The sequence below is a fragment of the Pseudomonas fluorescens genome, assembly GCF_902497775.2.
Taxonomy (GTDB): Bacteria; Pseudomonadota; Gammaproteobacteria; order Pseudomonadales; family Pseudomonadaceae; genus Aquipseudomonas; species Aquipseudomonas putida_F.
In genome coordinates, this window is sequence record NZ_OZ024668.1 from 1,191,346 (window position 1) to 1,208,281 (window position 16,936).

General features: G+C 64.5%; 12 protein-coding genes. 1 reads left to right on the forward strand and 11 read right to left on the reverse strand.

The window, feature by feature from the left end:
- Nucleotides 1–18: 18 nt before the first annotated feature.
- The 10 genes from F8N82_RS05615 to F8N82_RS05660 form a co-directional block, all read right to left on the reverse strand.
- Entirely contained in the window at nt 19–1,644 is a 1,626-nt protein-coding gene (locus tag F8N82_RS05615) for a BatD family protein (protein WP_038994230.1), read from the reverse strand.
- Complete coding sequence (locus tag F8N82_RS05620) at nt 1,641–3,359, reverse strand: VWA domain-containing protein (protein ID WP_038994231.1); 1,719 nt, start codon at nt 3,357–3,359, stop codon at nt 1,641–1,643. The genes F8N82_RS05615 and F8N82_RS05620 overlap by 4 nt, the downstream gene beginning before the upstream one ends.
- On the reverse strand, nt 3,356–4,432 hold the full coding sequence (locus F8N82_RS05625; RefSeq protein WP_038994232.1) for a vWA domain-containing protein: 1,077 nt from the start codon (nt 4,430–4,432) through the stop codon (nt 3,356–3,358). The genes F8N82_RS05620 and F8N82_RS05625 overlap by 4 nt, the downstream gene beginning before the upstream one ends.
- A complete protein-coding gene (locus tag F8N82_RS05630) occupies nt 4,425–4,919 on the reverse strand; it encodes a DUF4381 domain-containing protein (RefSeq protein ID WP_038994233.1) in 495 nt (164 codons plus the stop codon). Before F8N82_RS05630 ends, F8N82_RS05625 begins: the two co-directional genes overlap by 8 nt.
- Nucleotides 4,916–5,860 carry a DUF58 domain-containing protein gene (locus F8N82_RS05635; RefSeq protein WP_038994234.1) on the reverse strand — a complete coding sequence of 315 codons (945 nt, stop codon included), beginning with the start codon at nt 5,858–5,860 and terminating at the stop codon, nt 4,916–4,918. Before F8N82_RS05635 ends, F8N82_RS05630 begins: the two co-directional genes overlap by 4 nt.
- A gap of 4 nt (nt 5,861–5,864) precedes the next feature.
- Nucleotides 5,865–6,824, reverse strand: coding sequence for an AAA family ATPase (locus F8N82_RS05640; RefSeq protein ID WP_038994235.1), 960 nt, complete (start codon nt 6,822–6,824; stop codon nt 5,865–5,867).
- Nucleotides 6,825–6,953: 129 nt separating this feature from the next.
- Complete coding sequence (locus F8N82_RS05645) at nt 6,954–8,282, reverse strand: MFS transporter (RefSeq protein WP_038994236.1); 1,329 nt, start codon at nt 8,280–8,282, stop codon at nt 6,954–6,956.
- 46 nt (nt 8,283–8,328) lie between these two features.
- On the reverse strand, nt 8,329–9,522 hold the full coding sequence (gene lhgO, locus F8N82_RS05650) for an L-2-hydroxyglutarate oxidase (RefSeq protein WP_038994237.1): 1,194 nt from the start codon (nt 9,520–9,522) through the stop codon (nt 8,329–8,331).
- A 110-nt stretch (nt 9,523–9,632) separates the two neighbouring features.
- A complete protein-coding gene (locus F8N82_RS05655; RefSeq protein WP_038994239.1) occupies nt 9,633–10,343 on the reverse strand; it encodes a FadR/GntR family transcriptional regulator in 711 nt (236 codons plus the stop codon).
- Between the two features lie 75 nt (nt 10,344–10,418).
- On the reverse strand, nt 10,419–10,772 hold the full coding sequence (locus F8N82_RS05660; RefSeq protein WP_038994241.1) for a hypothetical protein: 354 nt from the start codon (nt 10,770–10,772) through the stop codon (nt 10,419–10,421).
- A 347-nt stretch (nt 10,773–11,119) separates the two neighbouring features.
- On the opposite strand from F8N82_RS05660, the gene F8N82_RS05665 reads away from it, so the two are divergent.
- Nucleotides 11,120–15,985, forward strand: a complete 4,866-nt coding sequence (locus tag F8N82_RS05665) for an NAD-glutamate dehydrogenase (protein ID WP_038994243.1) — start codon at nt 11,120–11,122, stop codon at nt 15,983–15,985.
- Between the two features lie 125 nt (nt 15,986–16,110).
- Here the strand turns inward: F8N82_RS05665 and ppsR are convergent, their stop codons facing one another.
- Nucleotides 16,111–16,929, reverse strand: coding sequence for a posphoenolpyruvate synthetase regulatory kinase/phosphorylase PpsR (gene ppsR, locus F8N82_RS05670; RefSeq protein WP_038994244.1), 819 nt, complete (start codon nt 16,927–16,929; stop codon nt 16,111–16,113).
- Nucleotides 16,930–16,936: the final 7 nt, after the last annotated feature.

Sequence of the window (16,936 nt, forward strand, 5' to 3'; positions counted from 1 at the left end):
GGGCGTCACGCCTTGAGGTTATTTGGGGTACAGCGGCGGCAAGCTGCCGTTCTCGCTTTGCGCAGGCTGGACCTGCTCGGCGGCCGGGATGGTGCCAATGGCCCGCCATAATTCTTCACCTTGCCAATACTGCCCGCTTTCGCTGTACAGCGCGCCGTTGAGGCCGTCGAGGGCATCGGACAGCGGCACGAAACGCGCGGCCATCTCGGCCAGGGTTTCCGGTTGCTGGCGCGCCCAGGCATCCAGAGCCTGGCGCGTCGCTTGAGGGTCGTTGGCCTGGCACGCGCGCTTGAGGTCATCCAGCAAAGTGCGCGGGCTCGGCCCGGTTTGCGCGGCACGCAGTACCGCCGGTTGCGAACGTGCCCGCCACCACAGGGCAAAACCGAGCAGGGTGGTCAGGGCCAGCACCAGGGTACTCAACTGCCAGGGCCAGAGCAGGTAGGTTTGCACCGTCAGCGGATCGACGCTGGCTGGCTTGTCGCCGCTCAGCGCTGGGTTGTCCTGGATCTGCAGGCTGCGCGCTGGCAGGTTGCTGCGCTCCAGATGATCTTCGCGGGTGTTCCACCAGACCACTTCCTGGCTCGGCAGTTCCAGCCTGCCGGCGTGGGTCGGCACCAGCGCCTCGCGCTCTTCGCGCACCCCGAGCAGGCCACGATCGTTGACCTGGTTGCGCAGTTGCGGCTGGTCCGGGTAGCGACGCAGGCCGGTCACCTCGGTACCGGGCAGCGGTGGCAACTGGGCGCTGGACAAGCCCTCGGCCTGGAGGATCACGGTGCGGGTCAGTGAGTCGCCGATCTGCGTCTGCTGCTGCGCCGGGTCCGGGCTCCAGTGCTCTTCCAGGGTCAGGCTGTTGGCCGGCAGCCAGGGTGTATCGGCCGGGTAGTCGGCCGGGATCGGCTCGACCGTCAGCACCAGCGGCGTTGAGCTGACCTGCACCTGCTTGCCGGCGCGCGGGGTGTTGAGCTCCTGCTCGGCGTCATTCTGTGCGGCGGTGGCGCTGAAGGTCAGGGCGGGGATTTTCAGGTCGCCGCTTTGCTGTGGGTAGATCGCATAGCGCATCTCGATCACGCCGTGGCGCACACCGTCGATGACTTTCTCGAAGGTGCGCGACTCACCCAGCGGCTCGACCTTGGCGTTGTCCAGCTGCAGCGGGCTGAGGCTGCTGTCATCGTACAGCGGTACCGAGTGATAGATGCTCAGGGTCAGTACCGCTTGGGCCTGCACGTAGACTTCCGGCTGATCGAGGCTGGCGTCGATGAACACCGGGCCGTGGTTTTCGCTGCTGACCTCGTTGGCCTGGATCTGCAGGCTGATCGGCTGGCTGTGCACCTCCCCCAGCTGCAACGCCGGAATCTCCACGCTGCCGCTCTGGCGCGGCAGCAGGGTGATGATCCAGCGGGTGTTGGCGCTGTTTTCGTCAAGGCTGTTGAGGCTGTTGACCTGACGGGTGCCGCGCACCTCGAAACTGGCGTCCAGCGGCGTCAGGTCGGGCTTGCCGAACTGGGTGACGTCCTGGGTCTCGAGGGTCAGCTCAAGGGTTTCGCCGGCATTCAGGCGGGTGCGGTCGACACTGGCGAGCAGCGCCGCCGCCTGCACCTGCAGGGCGAGAAAGAGGCTGAAGACCAGGACGCAGACGCGACTCATCGATGGGTTTCCTGATGTTGTTGCTGTTCATACCAGAATTTACGCCGCAACAGCTCGGCCGGGTTGTCCGGGATCTGTCGCAGCCATTGTTCCAGGGCCTGGCGCTGTTCGGCATCGAGGCTGCTGTCGGTCGGGCGCTGGGGTGGCCGGGTAGTGTCATCGTCGTCCGCGCCGCTGGCCTGGTTTTGCGCCTGCTCGTTGGCGTTGTCCTCAGGTTTGCCCGCTTCATCGGCTACTTCCGGTGGTTTCGCCGCAGCCTGGTCCTGGGCGTTCTGCGAGCTGCTGGCGGCGTCGCTGCTGTTGGGGTTGCTCTGCGGGTTATCTTCGGGCGGCTGTTCGGGTGCCTGTTCGGCCTGACGCTGTTGCAGCAATTGTTCGACCAGGGCCTTGTTGGCCAGCGCCGGTTGCAGTTCGGCTTGGCGCTCAAGGGCCTGTTCGTAAGCATCCAGCGCCGCTTCCAGTTCACCGCTGCGGGCCAGGGCGTTGCCGCGATTGTAATGGTCGGCGGCGCTGTTGCCCTGGGCGAACTGGCGGGCGGCGCCGTTGAAGTCGCCGGCCTCGAAAAGCGCCAAGCCTTTCCATTGCGGGTCCTGGAAGTGCCGCGCGGCCTCGGCCGGGCGCTGCTGCTCAAGCAGGCGCTGGCCTTGCTGGTCGGGGCGCAGCCACAGGTCGTTGAACTCGAAGGCGTAACCGGGCTGCGGCAGGGCCAGCAGCAACGGCAGGCAGAACAGCCAGCCGCGGCGGCCGGCGCAGGCGGCCAGCAGCAACAGTGGCAGCAACAGCCAGTAGCCCTGGTCGGCCCAGCTGTCGAGTTGCACGGTCTGGCCATCGTCACGCAGGTTGCGCGGGTTGTCGAACAGGCGCAGACCACGCAGGTCGAGGTCGTCGATGCGGGCGCTGCGGTAGCGCCCGCCGGTGCTGTTGATAAAGGCCTTGAGGCTGGCGCTGTCGAGGCGCGGCAAGAGGATGCCGCCCTGGTCGTCCTTGAGGAATTCGCCATTGGCCTGCTTGACCGGCGCGCCCTCGGCGCTGCCGACACCGAGCATCAACAGGCTCGGACCCTGGCGGCCGAGGGCTTGCACGATGCCCTGACGTTCTTGGGCATCGAGCGCGGAGCCGATCAACAGCAGCCGACCCTGGCCGATGCCTGCCTGGGCGAGCAGGGCAAGGCCCTTGCGCACGGCGAGATCGGCACGCTGGCCGGTTTGCGGCATGATCGCCGGGTCCAGCGCTTCGAGCAGGTTGCGGCTGGTGGCCAGGTCGTCGGACAGCGGCACCAGGGTGTGGGCACTGCCGGCGTAGACGATGATCGCAGTCTGGCTGTCGCGGCGGTGCTCGAGCAGGTCGAGGATCTTGCGCCGGGCCTGTTCCAGGCGGCTTGGCGCGGCGTCGTCGGCGAGCATCTGCGGGGTCAGCTCAAGCAGGATCACCAGCGGGTCGGCCGGGCGTTGGCGGGTGTCTTCCAGGCGCTGCCAGCTCGGGCCCACCAAGGCCAGTACGGTGATCACCCAGGCAAGGCCCAGGGCGATCCACGGCAGTTTGCTGTCGCGGCCGTTGCCGCCGCCGAGCAGCACGGCATGGAAGGCCGCAGGCAAGATCATCTGCCAGCGGCCGGCGCGTTTTTGCCGGTGCCAGAGCTTCCACAGCAGCCAGGCCAGCAGCGGCAGGATGATCAGCCACAGCGGGCGCAACCATTGCGGCCACGGTTCGCTCATCGCCGTCTCCTCAAGCGCAGCCGTTGCAGGCGTTGACGCCATTGCGGGTGTGGCTGCAAGAAGCGTGGGCGCCGCAGCAGGCGCTGCAACAGGTTGTCTGGCCATTGTTGCTCGATCACCAGCAGCACGCTGAGCAACAACGCCAGGGCCAACGGCCAGCTGTACAGCGCCTCGGCGGTGCGCGCCTGGGTTGGCTGCTGGGCTACGGGTTCGAGGCGGTCGAGGGCTTGGCCGATGGCCTGCAGTTCTGCGCCGTCATGGGCGCGGAAGTAGCTGCCGCCGGTCAGCGCGGCGATTTCCTTGAGCGAGGCTTCGTCCAGGTCCAGGCTTGGGTTGATGCCCAGCAGCCCTGCGGCACCGGTCTGTTCCGGGTCGGCACCGATACCGATGGTGTAGATGCGCACGTTTTCCTGGGCGGCCAGGCGCGCTGCGGTCAGCGGGTGGATCTGCCCGCCGTTGTTGGCGCCGTCGGTGACCAGCACCAGCACGCGGCTCTGTGCCGGGCGCTGGCGCAGGCGCTTCAGGGCCAGGCCGATGGCGTCGCCAATGGCGGTGTTCTTGCCGGCGATGCCGATCTGCGCTTCGTCGAGGAAGGTGCGCACGGTGCGCCGGTCGAAGGTCAGTGGCGCTTGCAGGTAGGCCTGGCTGCCGAACAGGATCAGGCCGACGCGATCGCCCTGGCGCTCTTCGAGAAAGTCACCGAGCAGGGCCTTGACCAGGGTCAGGCGGCTGACGTCGTCGCCTTGCCACTGCATGTCGGGAAAGTCCATGGAGCCGGAGACGTCCACCGCCACCAGCAGGTCGCGGCCACTGGCGGCCACCGGCAGCGGCTCGCCCAGCCACTGTGGGCGAGCGGCGGCGAACAGCAGCAACAGCCAGACCAGCACGAACGGCGCTTGCTGGCGCCAGGTCGGCAGGTTCAGGCGCGCGCGGCGGCCGGCCAGGCCTTCGAGTTCATCGAGGAAACTGACCTTGAGCACCGGCTCGCCGCTGTCGGCGGCCGGCAGCAGCAGGCGCGCCAGCCAGGGCAGCGGCAACAGCACGAAGATCCACGGCCAGGCCAGTTCAAACATGTTTGCGGATCCAGGTTTCGACCGACTGGTTGAGGCCGTTGATGGCTTTGTCGTCGAGTTTGCATTCGGGCTTGTAGGCGCCTTCGACCAGCACCATCCAGCGGGTCAGGCCGGCGGCCGGGCAGCGGTTATCGAGAAACGCCAGCCATTGGCGGCCGTTGAGGGTATGGCTGTGGCTGCCCGGGTAATGATTGCGGCACAGGCGCTTGAGCAGGGCGTTGATCTGCTGCAGCCAGGCCCCGGCCGGGGCGCCGTCGTAGGGTTTGGGCAGGCGCGCGAGTTCGGCCAGGGCTTCGACGCGTACCGGGTCCAGGGGCAGTTCGGCGCGCACGATGGCTTTTTTGCCCGGGCGCCAATGGCGCAGACGCCAAATGCCCCAACCGAGCAGCGGCAGTAGCAACAGTAGTGCCCACCAGCCCGGGGCCAGCGGCCACCAATTGATCGGTGCCGGGGTGATCAAGGGCTGCAACTGATCGAGCGGGTTCACGAGGATTTCCCTGGTCGTTGCGCGTTGAGGTATTCGCGCAGTTGCTCGATCATCTCGCTCTGGGTGCTCAGCGGCATCAGCACTACCCGCAGCTTTTGCGCCAGCAGCTCCCAGCGCTCGATGCGCGCTTCGCTTTGCTGGCGGTAGCTCTTGCGCAGGGTCGGGTCGAGGGTGTCGAGCTCCAGTTGCGCACCGCGCTGGGCAAAGCGCAGCAGGCCGGCGGCGGGCAGGGCATGGTCGAGCGGGTCGGACAGCGGCAACAGCAGCAGGTCGCAGTGGCGCGAAAGCAGGCTCAGTTGCTGCTCGACCGCAGGCGTTAGCGCCCGCTCGTCGCAGATGATGATTGCCAGGCTGCCCGGGCGCAGCACTTCGCGGGCGCGGCGCAAGGCGATGCCCAGGCTATCGGCCTGGGGCACGGCTTCGGTATGCAGCGACTGGTTGACCCGCGCCAGGCGGTTGAGCAGTTGCAGCAGGCTCTGCTTGCTGCGCCGCGGTTTGATCTCGTAGTGCTCGTTGTCGCCGAACACCAGGCCGCCAATGCGGTCGTTGTGGCCCAGCGCGGCCCAGCCGATCAGGGCGGCAGCCTGGGCGGCGAGCACCGACTTGAACATCAGCCCCGAGCCGAAGAACAGCCGCTGGCTCTGTTCGACGAGGATGAAGATTGGCCGCTCGCGTTCCTCATGAAACAGCTTGGTGTGCGGCTCCTGGGTGCGCGCGGTCACCCGCCAGTCGATGTTGCGCACATCGTCGCCGGCCTGGTAGACCCGCACCTGGTCGAAGTCGACCCCGCGCCCGCGCAGTTTCGAGTGGTGCAGGCCGACCAGCGGGCTGCGTTGGCCCGGCCGGGAGAACAGCTGCACTTCGCGCACGCGATGACGCATCTCGATCAGCTCGGCGAGGCTGATGCGGATTCCGGGCGCGGCCAACAGGCGATTGGGCATGGGCTCAGGCGACGGCGACGACGTCGAGGATGCGCTGGATCACCCGGTCCTGGTCAATCCCGGCGGCCTCGGCCTCGAAGGAAAGAATGATGCGATGGCGCAGCACGTCGAACAGCACTGCCTGGATATCTTCGGGGCTGACGAAGTCGCGCCCGGCCAGCCAGGCATGGGCCCGCGCGCAGCGGTCGAGGGCAATCGAGCCGCGCGGGCTGGCGCCGTAGGCGATCCAGTCGGCCAGCTCCAGGTCGAACTTGGCCGGGGTGCGGGTGGCCATCACCAGTTGCACCAGGTATTCCTCTACCGCATCGGCCATGTACAGGCCGAGGATTTCCTTGCGCGCGGCGAAGATCGCCTGCTGGCTGACCCGGCGCTCCGGCTTGGTCTCGCCATTGAGCGCCTCGCCACGGGCCTGCTGCAGAATGCGTCGCTCGACGGCGGCATCCGGGAAGCCGATCTTGACGTGCATGAGGAAACGGTCGAGCTGGGCCTCAGGCAAAGGGTAGGTGCCTTCCTGCTCGATCGGGTTTTGCGTGGCCATCACCAGGAACAGTGGCGACAGTTCATAGGTGCTGCGCCCGACGCTGACCTGGCGTTCGGCCATGGCTTCGAGCAGCGCCGACTGGACCTTGGCCGGGGCGCGGTTGATTTCGTCGGCCAGCACCAGGTTGTGGAAGATCGGTCCCTGCTGGAACACGAAGCTGCCGGTTTCCGGGCGATAGATCTCGGTGCCGGTGATGTCGGCCGGGAGCAGGTCGGGGGTGAACTGGATACGATGGAATTCGGCTTCAACGCCTTCGGCCAGTTCCTTGATGGCCTTGGTCTTGGCCAGGCCCGGGGCGCCTTCGACCAGCATGTGGCCGTCGGCGAGGAGCACGATGAGCAAGCGCTCGACGAGTTTTTCCTGGCCCAGGATCTGGGTTGAAAGAAAGGTGCGCAGCGCGATCAGCGCCTCACGGTGTTCCATCGTTGAAGGTTCCTGGAAAAAAGCCAGGGCGTGCGGCGTAAAAGCGCCCGGGCGGGGGCTGATACTTTAATGCATCCGGGGGCGAAAAGCATCGCGGGGCAAGTCGGATCGCCCCGCGATGGCCATGACTCAGTTCTTGAAGCTGGAATGCTTGCGCCCCTGGTCACACAGGGCAAACACCACCACAAACACCGCCGCCACCACCAGGATCAGCGCCACGCCGTCAGTGGAGTGGGTCGCCGAGTTGGCCACCAGCGCCAGGCCGCCCAGCGGTGCCAGGCCGCCGGCCACGGCGGTGCCGACTTCACGCCCGGTGCCAAAGCCCGAAGAGCGGGTCTGGGTCGGGAACTGACGGCTGAGGAACGAGCCCTGCGGGGCAAACATCATCGGTGCGAGGATGCCGGTACCGATGGCAATCGCCAGGTAGATCATCATCGGCTCGCCGGTGTTGAGCAGGGTCAGGAACGGGTAGGCGAACAGCACCGAGAACATCCCGCCAAGCATCAGCACAGTCTTGCTGCTCCATTTGTCGCACAGCCAGCCGAAAAACGGCACGGCAATGATTGCCACCAGGCTGGCAATGGTGACCGACAACGAGGTGACATGGGCTTCGACGCCTTTGTACTGGGTCAGGTAGGCCAGCGAGAAGGTCTTGAAGATGTAGCTCAGGGCGTTGTAGCCGATGGCCACGAAGAACACCACGGCCAAGCCTTTGAGGTCGTTGCGAAACAGCAGCTTGAGTGGCGATACCTGGTCTTTGGCCGGGGTTTTGTCGAGTTCTTTGAAATCCGGGGTTTCCGGGATGCTTTTGCGCACCCACAGGCCCACGCCGACCAGCACGATGCTGCAGATGAACGGGATGCGCCAGCCGCCGGAGAGCAGGAACTCGTTGCCGTTCATGGTCAACAGGTACACGGTCAGCGACGACAGCAGCAGGCCCAGGTTCAAACCCAGCGCCGGCCAGGCACCCTGGCTGCCGCGCTTGCCTTCGCTGGCGTGCTCGTAGGAAGTCACCGCCGCGCCAGACAGCTCGGCACCGGCGCCCAGGCCCTGAATGATGCGCACCAGCACGAGGATGATCGGCGCCCAGATGCCAATCGAGGCGTAGCTGGGGATCAGGCCGATCAGGGTGGTGCACACACCCATCATGCAGAAGGTGATGACCAGCACCTGCTTGCGCCCGAAGCGGTCGCCCAGGTAGCCGAACAGCACGCCGCCGAAGGGGCGGGCGATAAAGCCGATGGCGAAGGTGGAAAACGCCAGCAGCGAAGCCACCGCCGGGTTGCTCGGGTCGAAGAAGATCTTCGAGAACACGATTGCCGCCATGGTCGCGTACAGGTAGAAGTCGTACCACTCCAGCATCGAGCCGAAAATGGTTGCCGCAGCGACTTTGCGCAGGCGTTTGCGTTTCTGTTCCGGGGTTTCGGTCGCGGCCGCAGCCGCCTCATGTAGGGACATGTGGGGTTTTCCTTTTTTGTCTTTGTAGTTAGGTGTGCAGCAGGATTCAGCGGGCCTTGAAAATTCGTTCGGCGATCATCTGGCCGATCGGGATGGCCGAAGTGGCCGCCGGCGATGGCGCATTGCAGACGTGCACCATGCGTGGTGTTTCGGCGAACAGGAAGTCGTGCACCAGGGTGCCGTCGCGCATCACTGCCTGGGCGCGGATGCCGGCTTCATAGGGCAGCAGGTCTTCGATATTCAGCGATGGGCAGTATTTGCGGCATTGCTCCAGGTAACCGCTTTTGAACAGTGAGTTCTTCATCTCGGCGGTGCCGGAACCAAGGTTGTTCCAGATGGTTTTCCAGAACCCCGGAAAGCGCGCGTATTCGGCCACGTCGCGCCAGTTCACCGAGAACTTGCGGTAGTTCTCCCGGCCCAGTCCCAGCACGGCGTTGGGCCCGACGGTCACGCTGCCGTCGATCATCCGCGTCAGGTGCACGCCGAGAAACGGCAGCTGCGGGTCGGGGATCGGGTAGATCAGGTGGTTGACGATGTCGTTCTTGGCCGCTGGCAGGCGGAAGTATTCGCCCCGGAAGGGGATGATCTGGTGGTCGATCTTGACCCCGGCCAGGGTTGCCAGGCGGTCGGATTGCAGGCCGGCACAGGCCACCAGTTGGCGGGCGCTCCAGACTTTGTCGTCGCTGCTGATGGTGACCTTGTCGGCGGTTTCGACGATGGCCCGCACGGTGGTCTGCAACTGCACTTCGCCGCCGAATCGCTGGATGACCCGGGCCATGGCTTCGCAGACCTGCTTGTAGTCGACGATGCCGGTGGCGTCGAGGAACAGGCCGCCGAGGCCGACGATGTTTGGCTCGCGCCGTTGCAGCTCTTTGGCATCCAGCTGTTCGACCTTCAGGCCGTTCTGCTGCGAGCGTTCGTACAGGGCGTGCATGCGCTCGACCTCCAGCGGCGTGGAAGCCACCAGCAGCTTGCCGCAGACCTCGAACTTGATCTGGTGCTCGGTGCAGAACTCTTTGGTGGCCTGGGCGCCGCGCTTGCACAGGTCGGCCTTGAGGCTGCCCGGCGCGTAGTAGATCCCTGCGTGGATCACGCCGCTGTTGTGCCCGGTCTGGTGCCTGGCCAGGCTGCTTTCCTTTTCCAGAATCAGCAGGGAGGCGCCCGGTTGGCGTTCCAGCAGCGCCATGGCGGTGGCGAGGCCGACGATGCCGCCGCCGATGATGCAGTAGTCGTAGATCATGCAGGTGTCACCTTGGCTTGTTCTTATCAGAGAGTCTGCTTATCAGGTTGTCAGACTAAGTAGGTCAAACAAAAGGGCGCCATGGTGCAGCGCCCATTCTAAAGGGTGGTTCAGTCGATACTCGGCAGGTCCAGTTTCAGGCGTTTGGCCGAGGCCCGCAGGTGCGCTTCGGCGCAGGCTGCGGCGCCAAGCCGGTCGCCATCGGCGATGGCCTGGTACAGCGCTTGGTGTTCGCGGTGGGCATCGGCCGAACCGCCCACCGAATGCGCTGCGGAGTTTTCCCAGGCGGTGCGGCGGGCCGCGGCCAACTGGCCACGCAGAAAGTCATGGAAGGCGACGAAATAATCGTTCTTGCTGGCCTCGGCGATAGCGCGGTGAAACTCCACGTCAGCGGCGGCAGCCACGGCAAACTCGCTGCGCTTGTCGAGCATCTCCTGCAGGGCCTTGCTCATGCGTGCCAGGTCGGCGGCGTCGCGGCGCTGGGCGGCTACCGAAGCGGCCTGGGTCTCGATCCACAGGCGCACTTCGAACATCTGCACCAGGTCCGGGCTGCGACCTTGCGCAGAAGGGAAGCGGAACACCGTGCCGGTCGGGGTTTGCGAAATGTACGACCCCAGGCCGCGGCGGGCGATCAGCACCCCGTCCGCCTTGAGCTGGGCCACCGCCTCGCGCACCACCGAGCGGCTGACGTTCAATTGCTCGGCCAGTTGCTGTTCGGTGGGCAGGCGCGATTCGGCCGCCAGGCGACCGGAATCGATTTCGGCGCGGATGGCGCCGACAACCCGTTCAACCAGGGTGTCGGGGCGCTGAAGCTCAAGCATGAGGGGTGGCTCATTAGTCAGGTTGTCAGACAATGCCTTTTGTAACGGTTCCTTGTCAAGAAACCCCGTGGGCGATTACAGCTCGCTGACGTAGGTGCCGGTGTCCTTGAGAATGTTCTGCAGGGTTTCTTCGACTTCGGCGAGGTCGGTGCCTTTCGAGGTCAGGATAATTTCCAGATGGTCGTCACCACCGAGGGCGTCGGCATCCAGCGGGGCAACTTCAATCAGCAATCTTTCGGCACTGAACGTGACCTTCAAACCTTCGACGGGTGCGTAATGCTCGTCGAGGGTAATGTCCACTCGGTCTTCGTCCGGATAGCGGGTCATGAGAAACATCTGGCCCTTGTCGCTGTGGCAGCACAGGGTAGCCATGTTGTCTTCTTCATCATCGCAGGGGGTGGCGAAGAGCAGGGCGGTTGTCAGTTGCATGAGCGACTCGATCAATAAGTTGAAACACGATTCTGCCAGTCTTCGGCCTGTGGATAAACGTGCGCTTGCACCTCAATGACCGAATATGTCGCAGCACCGCAAGCAGGGGCGGGCGGGCACTCGTTAAGCTGCGCTGTCGATGGACACCCGTAAAGACACAGCCCGCCCGGCAGTCGTTTTTGCAGATGCCCATCCGTGGAGCGGGAAGATGTGACTCATAGGTCACCTCGAGCGCCTGTTTCTATGGTTTTACCGTCTTCCTGCTACGGGTTGGCTATCGTTGATCCGTACACGGCGGACGCGCGCGACGCTTCACTCAATAATAAAGCCCAAGCGGAGTACCACAGATGGCGTTTTTCACCGCAGCCAGCAAAGCCGACTTCCAGCATCAACTGCAAGCGGCCCTGGCGCAGCACATCAGCGAGCAGGCACTGCCACAAGTGGCGCTGTTCGCCGAACAGTTCTTCGGCATCATCTCTCTGGACGAACTCACCCAGCGCCGCATGTCGGACCTGGCCGGTTGCACCCTCTCTGCCTGGCGCATCATCGAGCGTTTCGAGCACTCCCAGCCCCAGGTTCGCGTCTACAACCCCGATTACGAGCGTCATGGCTGGCAGTCGACCCACACCGCGGTCGAAGTCCTGCACCATGACCTGCCATTTCTGGTCGACTCGGTGCGCACCGAGCTCAACCGCCGCGGCTACAGCATCCATACCCTGCAGACCACCGTACTGAGCGTGCGTCGCGGGCCGAAAGGCGAGCTGCTGGAAATCCTGCCCAAGGGCACCCAGGGCGGGGGCGTGCTGCAAGAATCGCTGATGTACCTGGAGATCGACCGCTGCGCCAACACCGCCGAACTCAACGTGTTGACCCGTGAGCTTGAGCAGGTGCTGGCTGAAGTGCGCGTTGCCGTCGCCGATTTCGAACCGATGAAGGTCAAGCTGCGCGAGGTCGTGGCGCTGGTCGAGCAGACCGCCTACGCCCCGGCACAAAACGAAAAGGCCGAGGTCAAGGCATTCCTCGAGTGGCTGCTGGGCAACCACTTCACCTTCCTCGGCTACGAAGAATTCGTCGTCCATGGCGACGCCCAGGGCGGCCAGCTGCAATACGACGAGCAGTCGTTCCTCGGCCTGACCCGCCTGCTGCGCGCCGGTCTCACCGCCGAAGACCTGCGCATCGAAGACTACGCCGTCAATTACCTCAACGAGCCGCTGCTGCTGTCCTTTGCCAAGGCTGCGCACCCAAGCCGCGTGCACCGTCCGGCCTACCCCGACTACGTGTCGATCCGCCAGCTCGATGCCGACGGCAAGGTCATCAAGGAATGCCGCTTCATGGGCCTGTACACCTCCTCGGTGTATGGCGAGAGCGTGCGCGCCATCCCGTACATCCGTGGCAAGGTCGCCGAAGTCGAGCGCCGCTCGCACTTCGACCCCAAAGCCCACCTGGGCAAGGAACTGGCCCAGGTCCTGGAAGTGCTGCCCCGTGACGACCTGTTCCAGACCCCGGTCGACGAGCTGTTCACCACCGTCATGTCGATCGTGCAGATCCAGGAGCGCAACAAGATTCGCGTGTTCCTGCGCAAGGACCCGTACGGCCGCTTCTGTTACTGCCTGGCCTACGTGCCGCGCGACATCTACTCCACCGAGGTACGGCAGAAGATCCAGCAGGTGCTGATGGAGCGCCTGAAGGCCAGCGACTGCGAGTTCTGGACCTTCTTCTCCGAGTCGGTGCTGGCCCGCGTACAGCTGATCCTGCGTGTCGATCCGAAAAACCGCATCGACATTGACCCGCAACAGCTGGAAAACGAAGTGATCCAGGCCTGCCGTTCGTGGCAGGACGACTACGCCAGCCTGACCGTCGAAAGTTTCGGCGAAGCCCAGGGCACCAACGTCCTGGCCGACTTCCCGAAAGGCTTCCCTGCTGGGTATCGCGAGCGTTTCGCCGCCCATTCGGCGGTGGTCGACATGCAGCACCTGATGACCCTGTCCGAGCGCAAGCCGCTGGTCATGAGCTTCTACCAGCCGCTGACCCAGGCCGGCAAACAGCAGTTGCACTGCAAGCTGTACCACGCCGATACGCCGCTGGCGCTGTCGGATGTCCTGCCGATCCTGGAAAACCTCGGCCTGCGCGTGCTCGGCGAGTTCCCGTATCGCCTGCGCCATGCCAATGGCCGCGAGTACTGGATTCATGACTTTGCCTTCACTGCCGCCGAAGGCCTGAACCTCGACATCCAGCAGCTCAACGACACCCTGCAGGATGCGTTCGTGCACATCGTCAATGGCGATGCCGAGAACGACGCGTTCAACCGCCTGGTGCTGACCGCCGGCTTGCCGTGGCGCGACGTGGCGCTGCTGCGTGCCTACGCCCGCTACCTCAAGCAGATCCGCCTGGGCTTCGACCTGGGCTACATCGCCAGCACCCTGAACAACCACACCGACATCGCCCGTGAGCTGACCCGGTTGTTCAAGACCCGCTTCTACCTGGCGCGCAAGCTCGCCAGCGACGACCTCGACGACAAGCAGCAGCGTCTGGAACAGGCCATTCTGACCGCCCTGGACGACGTTCAGGTGCTCAACGAAGACCGCATCCTGCGTCGCTACCTGGACCTGATCAAGGCCACCCTGCGCACCAACTTCTACCAGACCGATGCCCAGGGCCATAACAAGTCGTACTTCAGCTTCAAGTTCAACCCCAAGCTGATCCCCGAGCTGCCCAAGCCGGTGCCGAAGTTCGAGATCTTCGTCTACTCGCCACGGGTCGAAGGCGTGCACCTGCGCTTTGGCAACGTCGCCCGCGGCGGCCTGCGCTGGTCGGACCGCGAAGAAGACTTCCGTACCGAAGTGCTGGGCCTGGTAAAAGCCCAGCAGGTGAAGAACTCGGTGATCGTGCCGGTCGGCGCCAAGGGTGGCTTCCTGCCGCGTCGCCTGCCGTTGGGCGGCAGCCGTGACGATATCCAGGCCGAAGGCATCGCCTGCTACCGGATCTTCATTTCCGGCCTGCTGGACATCACCGACAACCTCAAGGACGGCGCCCTGGTGCCGCCGGCCAACGTCGTGCGCCATGACGACGATGACCCGTACCTGGTAGTGGCCGCCGACAAAGGCACCGCGACCTTCTCCGACATCGCCAACGGCATTGCCATCGATTACGGCTTCTGGCTCGGCGATGCGTTCGCCTCCGGTGGTTCGGCCGGTTACGACCACAAGAAAATGGGCATCACTGCCCGTGGCGCCTGGGTTGGCGTGCAGCGTCACTTCCGTGAGCGCGGCATCAACGTCCAGGAAGACCCGATCACCGTGGTCGGCGTCGGCGACATGGCCGGCGACGTGTTCGGCAACGGCCTGCTGATGTCCGACAAGCTGCAACTGGTGGCGGCGTTCAACCACCTGCACATCTTCATCGACCCGAACCCGGAGCCGGCCAGCAGCTTTGCCGAGCGCCAGCGCCTGTTCGACCTGCCGCGTTCGGCCTGGAGCGACTACGACACCAGCATCATGTCCGAAGGCGGCGGGATCTTCCCGCGTAGCGCGAAAAGCATCGCGATCACCCCGCAGATGAAAGAGCGCTTCGCCATCGAAGCCGACAAACTGACCCCGACCGAGCTGCTCAACGCACTGCTCAAGGCGCCGGTTGACCTGCTGTGGAACGGCGGTATCGGTACCTACGTCAAGTCCAGTGAAGAAAGCCACGCCGATGTTGGCGACAAGGCCAACGACGCTCTGCGTGTCGACGGCAACGAATTGCGCTGCAAGGTGGTAGGCGAGGGCGGCAACCTCGGCATGACCCAGCTGGGCCGGGTCGAATTCGGCCTCAATGGCGGCGCCACCAACACCGACTTCATCGACAACGCCGGTGGCGTGGACTGCTCCGACCACGAGGTCAACATCAAGATCCTGCTCAACGAAGTGGTGCAGGCTGGCGACATGACCGAGAAACAGCGCAACCAGCTGCTGGGCAGCATGACCGAGGAAGTGTCCGGCCTGGTGCTGGGCAACAACTACAAGCAGACCCAGGCTTTGTCGCTGGCTGCACGTCGGGCCAAGGAACGCATTGCCGAGTACAAGCGGCTGATGGCCGATCTTGAGGGCCGTGGCAAGCTGGACCGCGCCATCGAGTTCCTGCCCACCGAAGAGCAACTGGCCGAGCGCCTGGCGGCTGGCCAGGGCCTGACCCGTGCCGAGCTGTCGGTGCTGATCTCCTACAGCAAGATCGACCTCAAGGAGCAACTGCTCAAGTCGCTGGTGCCGGACGACGACTACCTGACCCGCGACATGGAAACCGCGTTCCCGCCGTCGCTGGTGAGCAAGTTCGCCGAGGCCATGCGTCGCCATCGCCTGAAGCGCGAGATCGTCAGCACCCAGATCGCCAACGATCTGGTCAACAACATGGGTATCACCTTCGTTCAGCGCCTGAAAGAGTCCACCGGCATGAGCCCGGCGAACGTCGCTGGTGCCTACGTGATCGTGCGTGACATCTTCCACCTGCCGCACTGGTTCCGTCAGATCGAGGCCCTGGACTATCAGGTCCCGGCTGAGATCCAGCTGACCCTGATGGACGAGCTGATGCGCCTGGGCCGCCGTGCGACCCGCTGGTTCCTGCGCAGCCGTCGCAACGAGCAGGATGCTGGCCGTGACGTGGCGCACTTCGGGCCGAAGATCGCCGCCCTGGGCCTGAAGCTCGACGAACTGCTGGAAGGGCCGACCCGCGAGCGCTGGATGACCCGTTACCAGGGCTTCGTCGAAGCCGGCGTGCCGGAGCTGCTGGCGCGCATGGTGGCCGGTACTACGCACCTGTACACCCTGTTGCCGATCATCGAGGCCTCCGACGTCACTGGCCAGGACCCGGCCGAAGTGGCCAAGGCGTTCTTCGCCGTTGGCAGTGCCCTGGACCTGACCTGGTACTTGCAGGAAATCAGCAACCTGCCGGTGGAAAACAACTGGCAGGCCCTGGCCCGTGAAGCCTTCCGCGATGACATCGACCTGCAGCAGCGGGCGATTACCATCTCGGTACTGCAGATGGTCGATGCGCCAGAGGACATGGACGCCCGGGTGGCCCTGTGGCTGGATCAGCACCGGGTCATGGTCGAGCGCTGGCGCGCCATGCTCGACGAGCTGCGTGCTGCGACCGGTACCGATTACGCCATGTACGCGGTGGCCAACCGTGAGCTGGTCGACCTGGCCCTGAGTGGCCAGGCGACGGTGGTGCCGTCCTGAGTGTGAGCTGAAATGAAAAAGCCCCGGCATTTGCCGGGGCTTTTTTGTCTCAGGACCCTGTAGGAGCGGGCTTGCCCCGCGATGCCATGTGCCTGGCAGGCCGCGATCGCGGGGCAAGCCCGCTCCTACTTGAATCGCCGCTCTACACCTTTCTCGACCAGAATCTTCGCCGAAATCTCTTCCACCGAAAAATGCGTGGAGTTGATGTGGGGAATGTTCTCGCGCCGGAACAGGTTCTCTACCTCGCGTACCTCGAACTCGCACTGGGCAAAGCTTGCGTAGCGGCTGTTGGGCTTGCGCTCGTGGCGGATGGCGGTCAGGCGGTCGGGGTCGATGGTCAGGCCGAACAGCTTGTGCTGGTGGTTTTTCAGGGCCTGGGGTAGCTGCAGGCGCTCCATGTCGTCTTCGGTCAGCGGGTAGTTGGCCGCGCGGATGCCGAATTGCATGGCCATGTACAGACAGGTCGGGGTCTTGCCGCAGCGCGACACGCCGACCAGAATCAGGTCGGCCTTGTCGTAGTAGTGGGTGCGCGCGCCGTCGTCGTTGTCGAGGGCGAAGTTGACCGCCTCGATGCGCTCCATGTAGTTGGAGTTGCCGCCGATCGAGTGGGATTTGCCCACCGAATAGGAAGAGTGGGCGGTCAGTTCCTGCTCCAGCGGGGCCAGGAAGGTCGAGAAGATGTCGATCATGAAGCCGTTGGAGGTGGCCAGCACCTCGCGGATATCCTGATTGACGATGGTGTCGAAGATGATCGGACGGACACCGTCTTTCTCAGCGGCGCTGTTGATTTGTTGTACCATCACCCGCGCTTTTTCCACGCTGTCGATGTACGGCCGTGTGAATTTATTGAACGGAATGGTATCGAACTGCGCTAGAAGACTTTGTCCCAGCGTCTCGGCAGTGATGCCGGTGCCATCGGAGATAAAGAAAGCAGATCGTTTCATTTGCGCC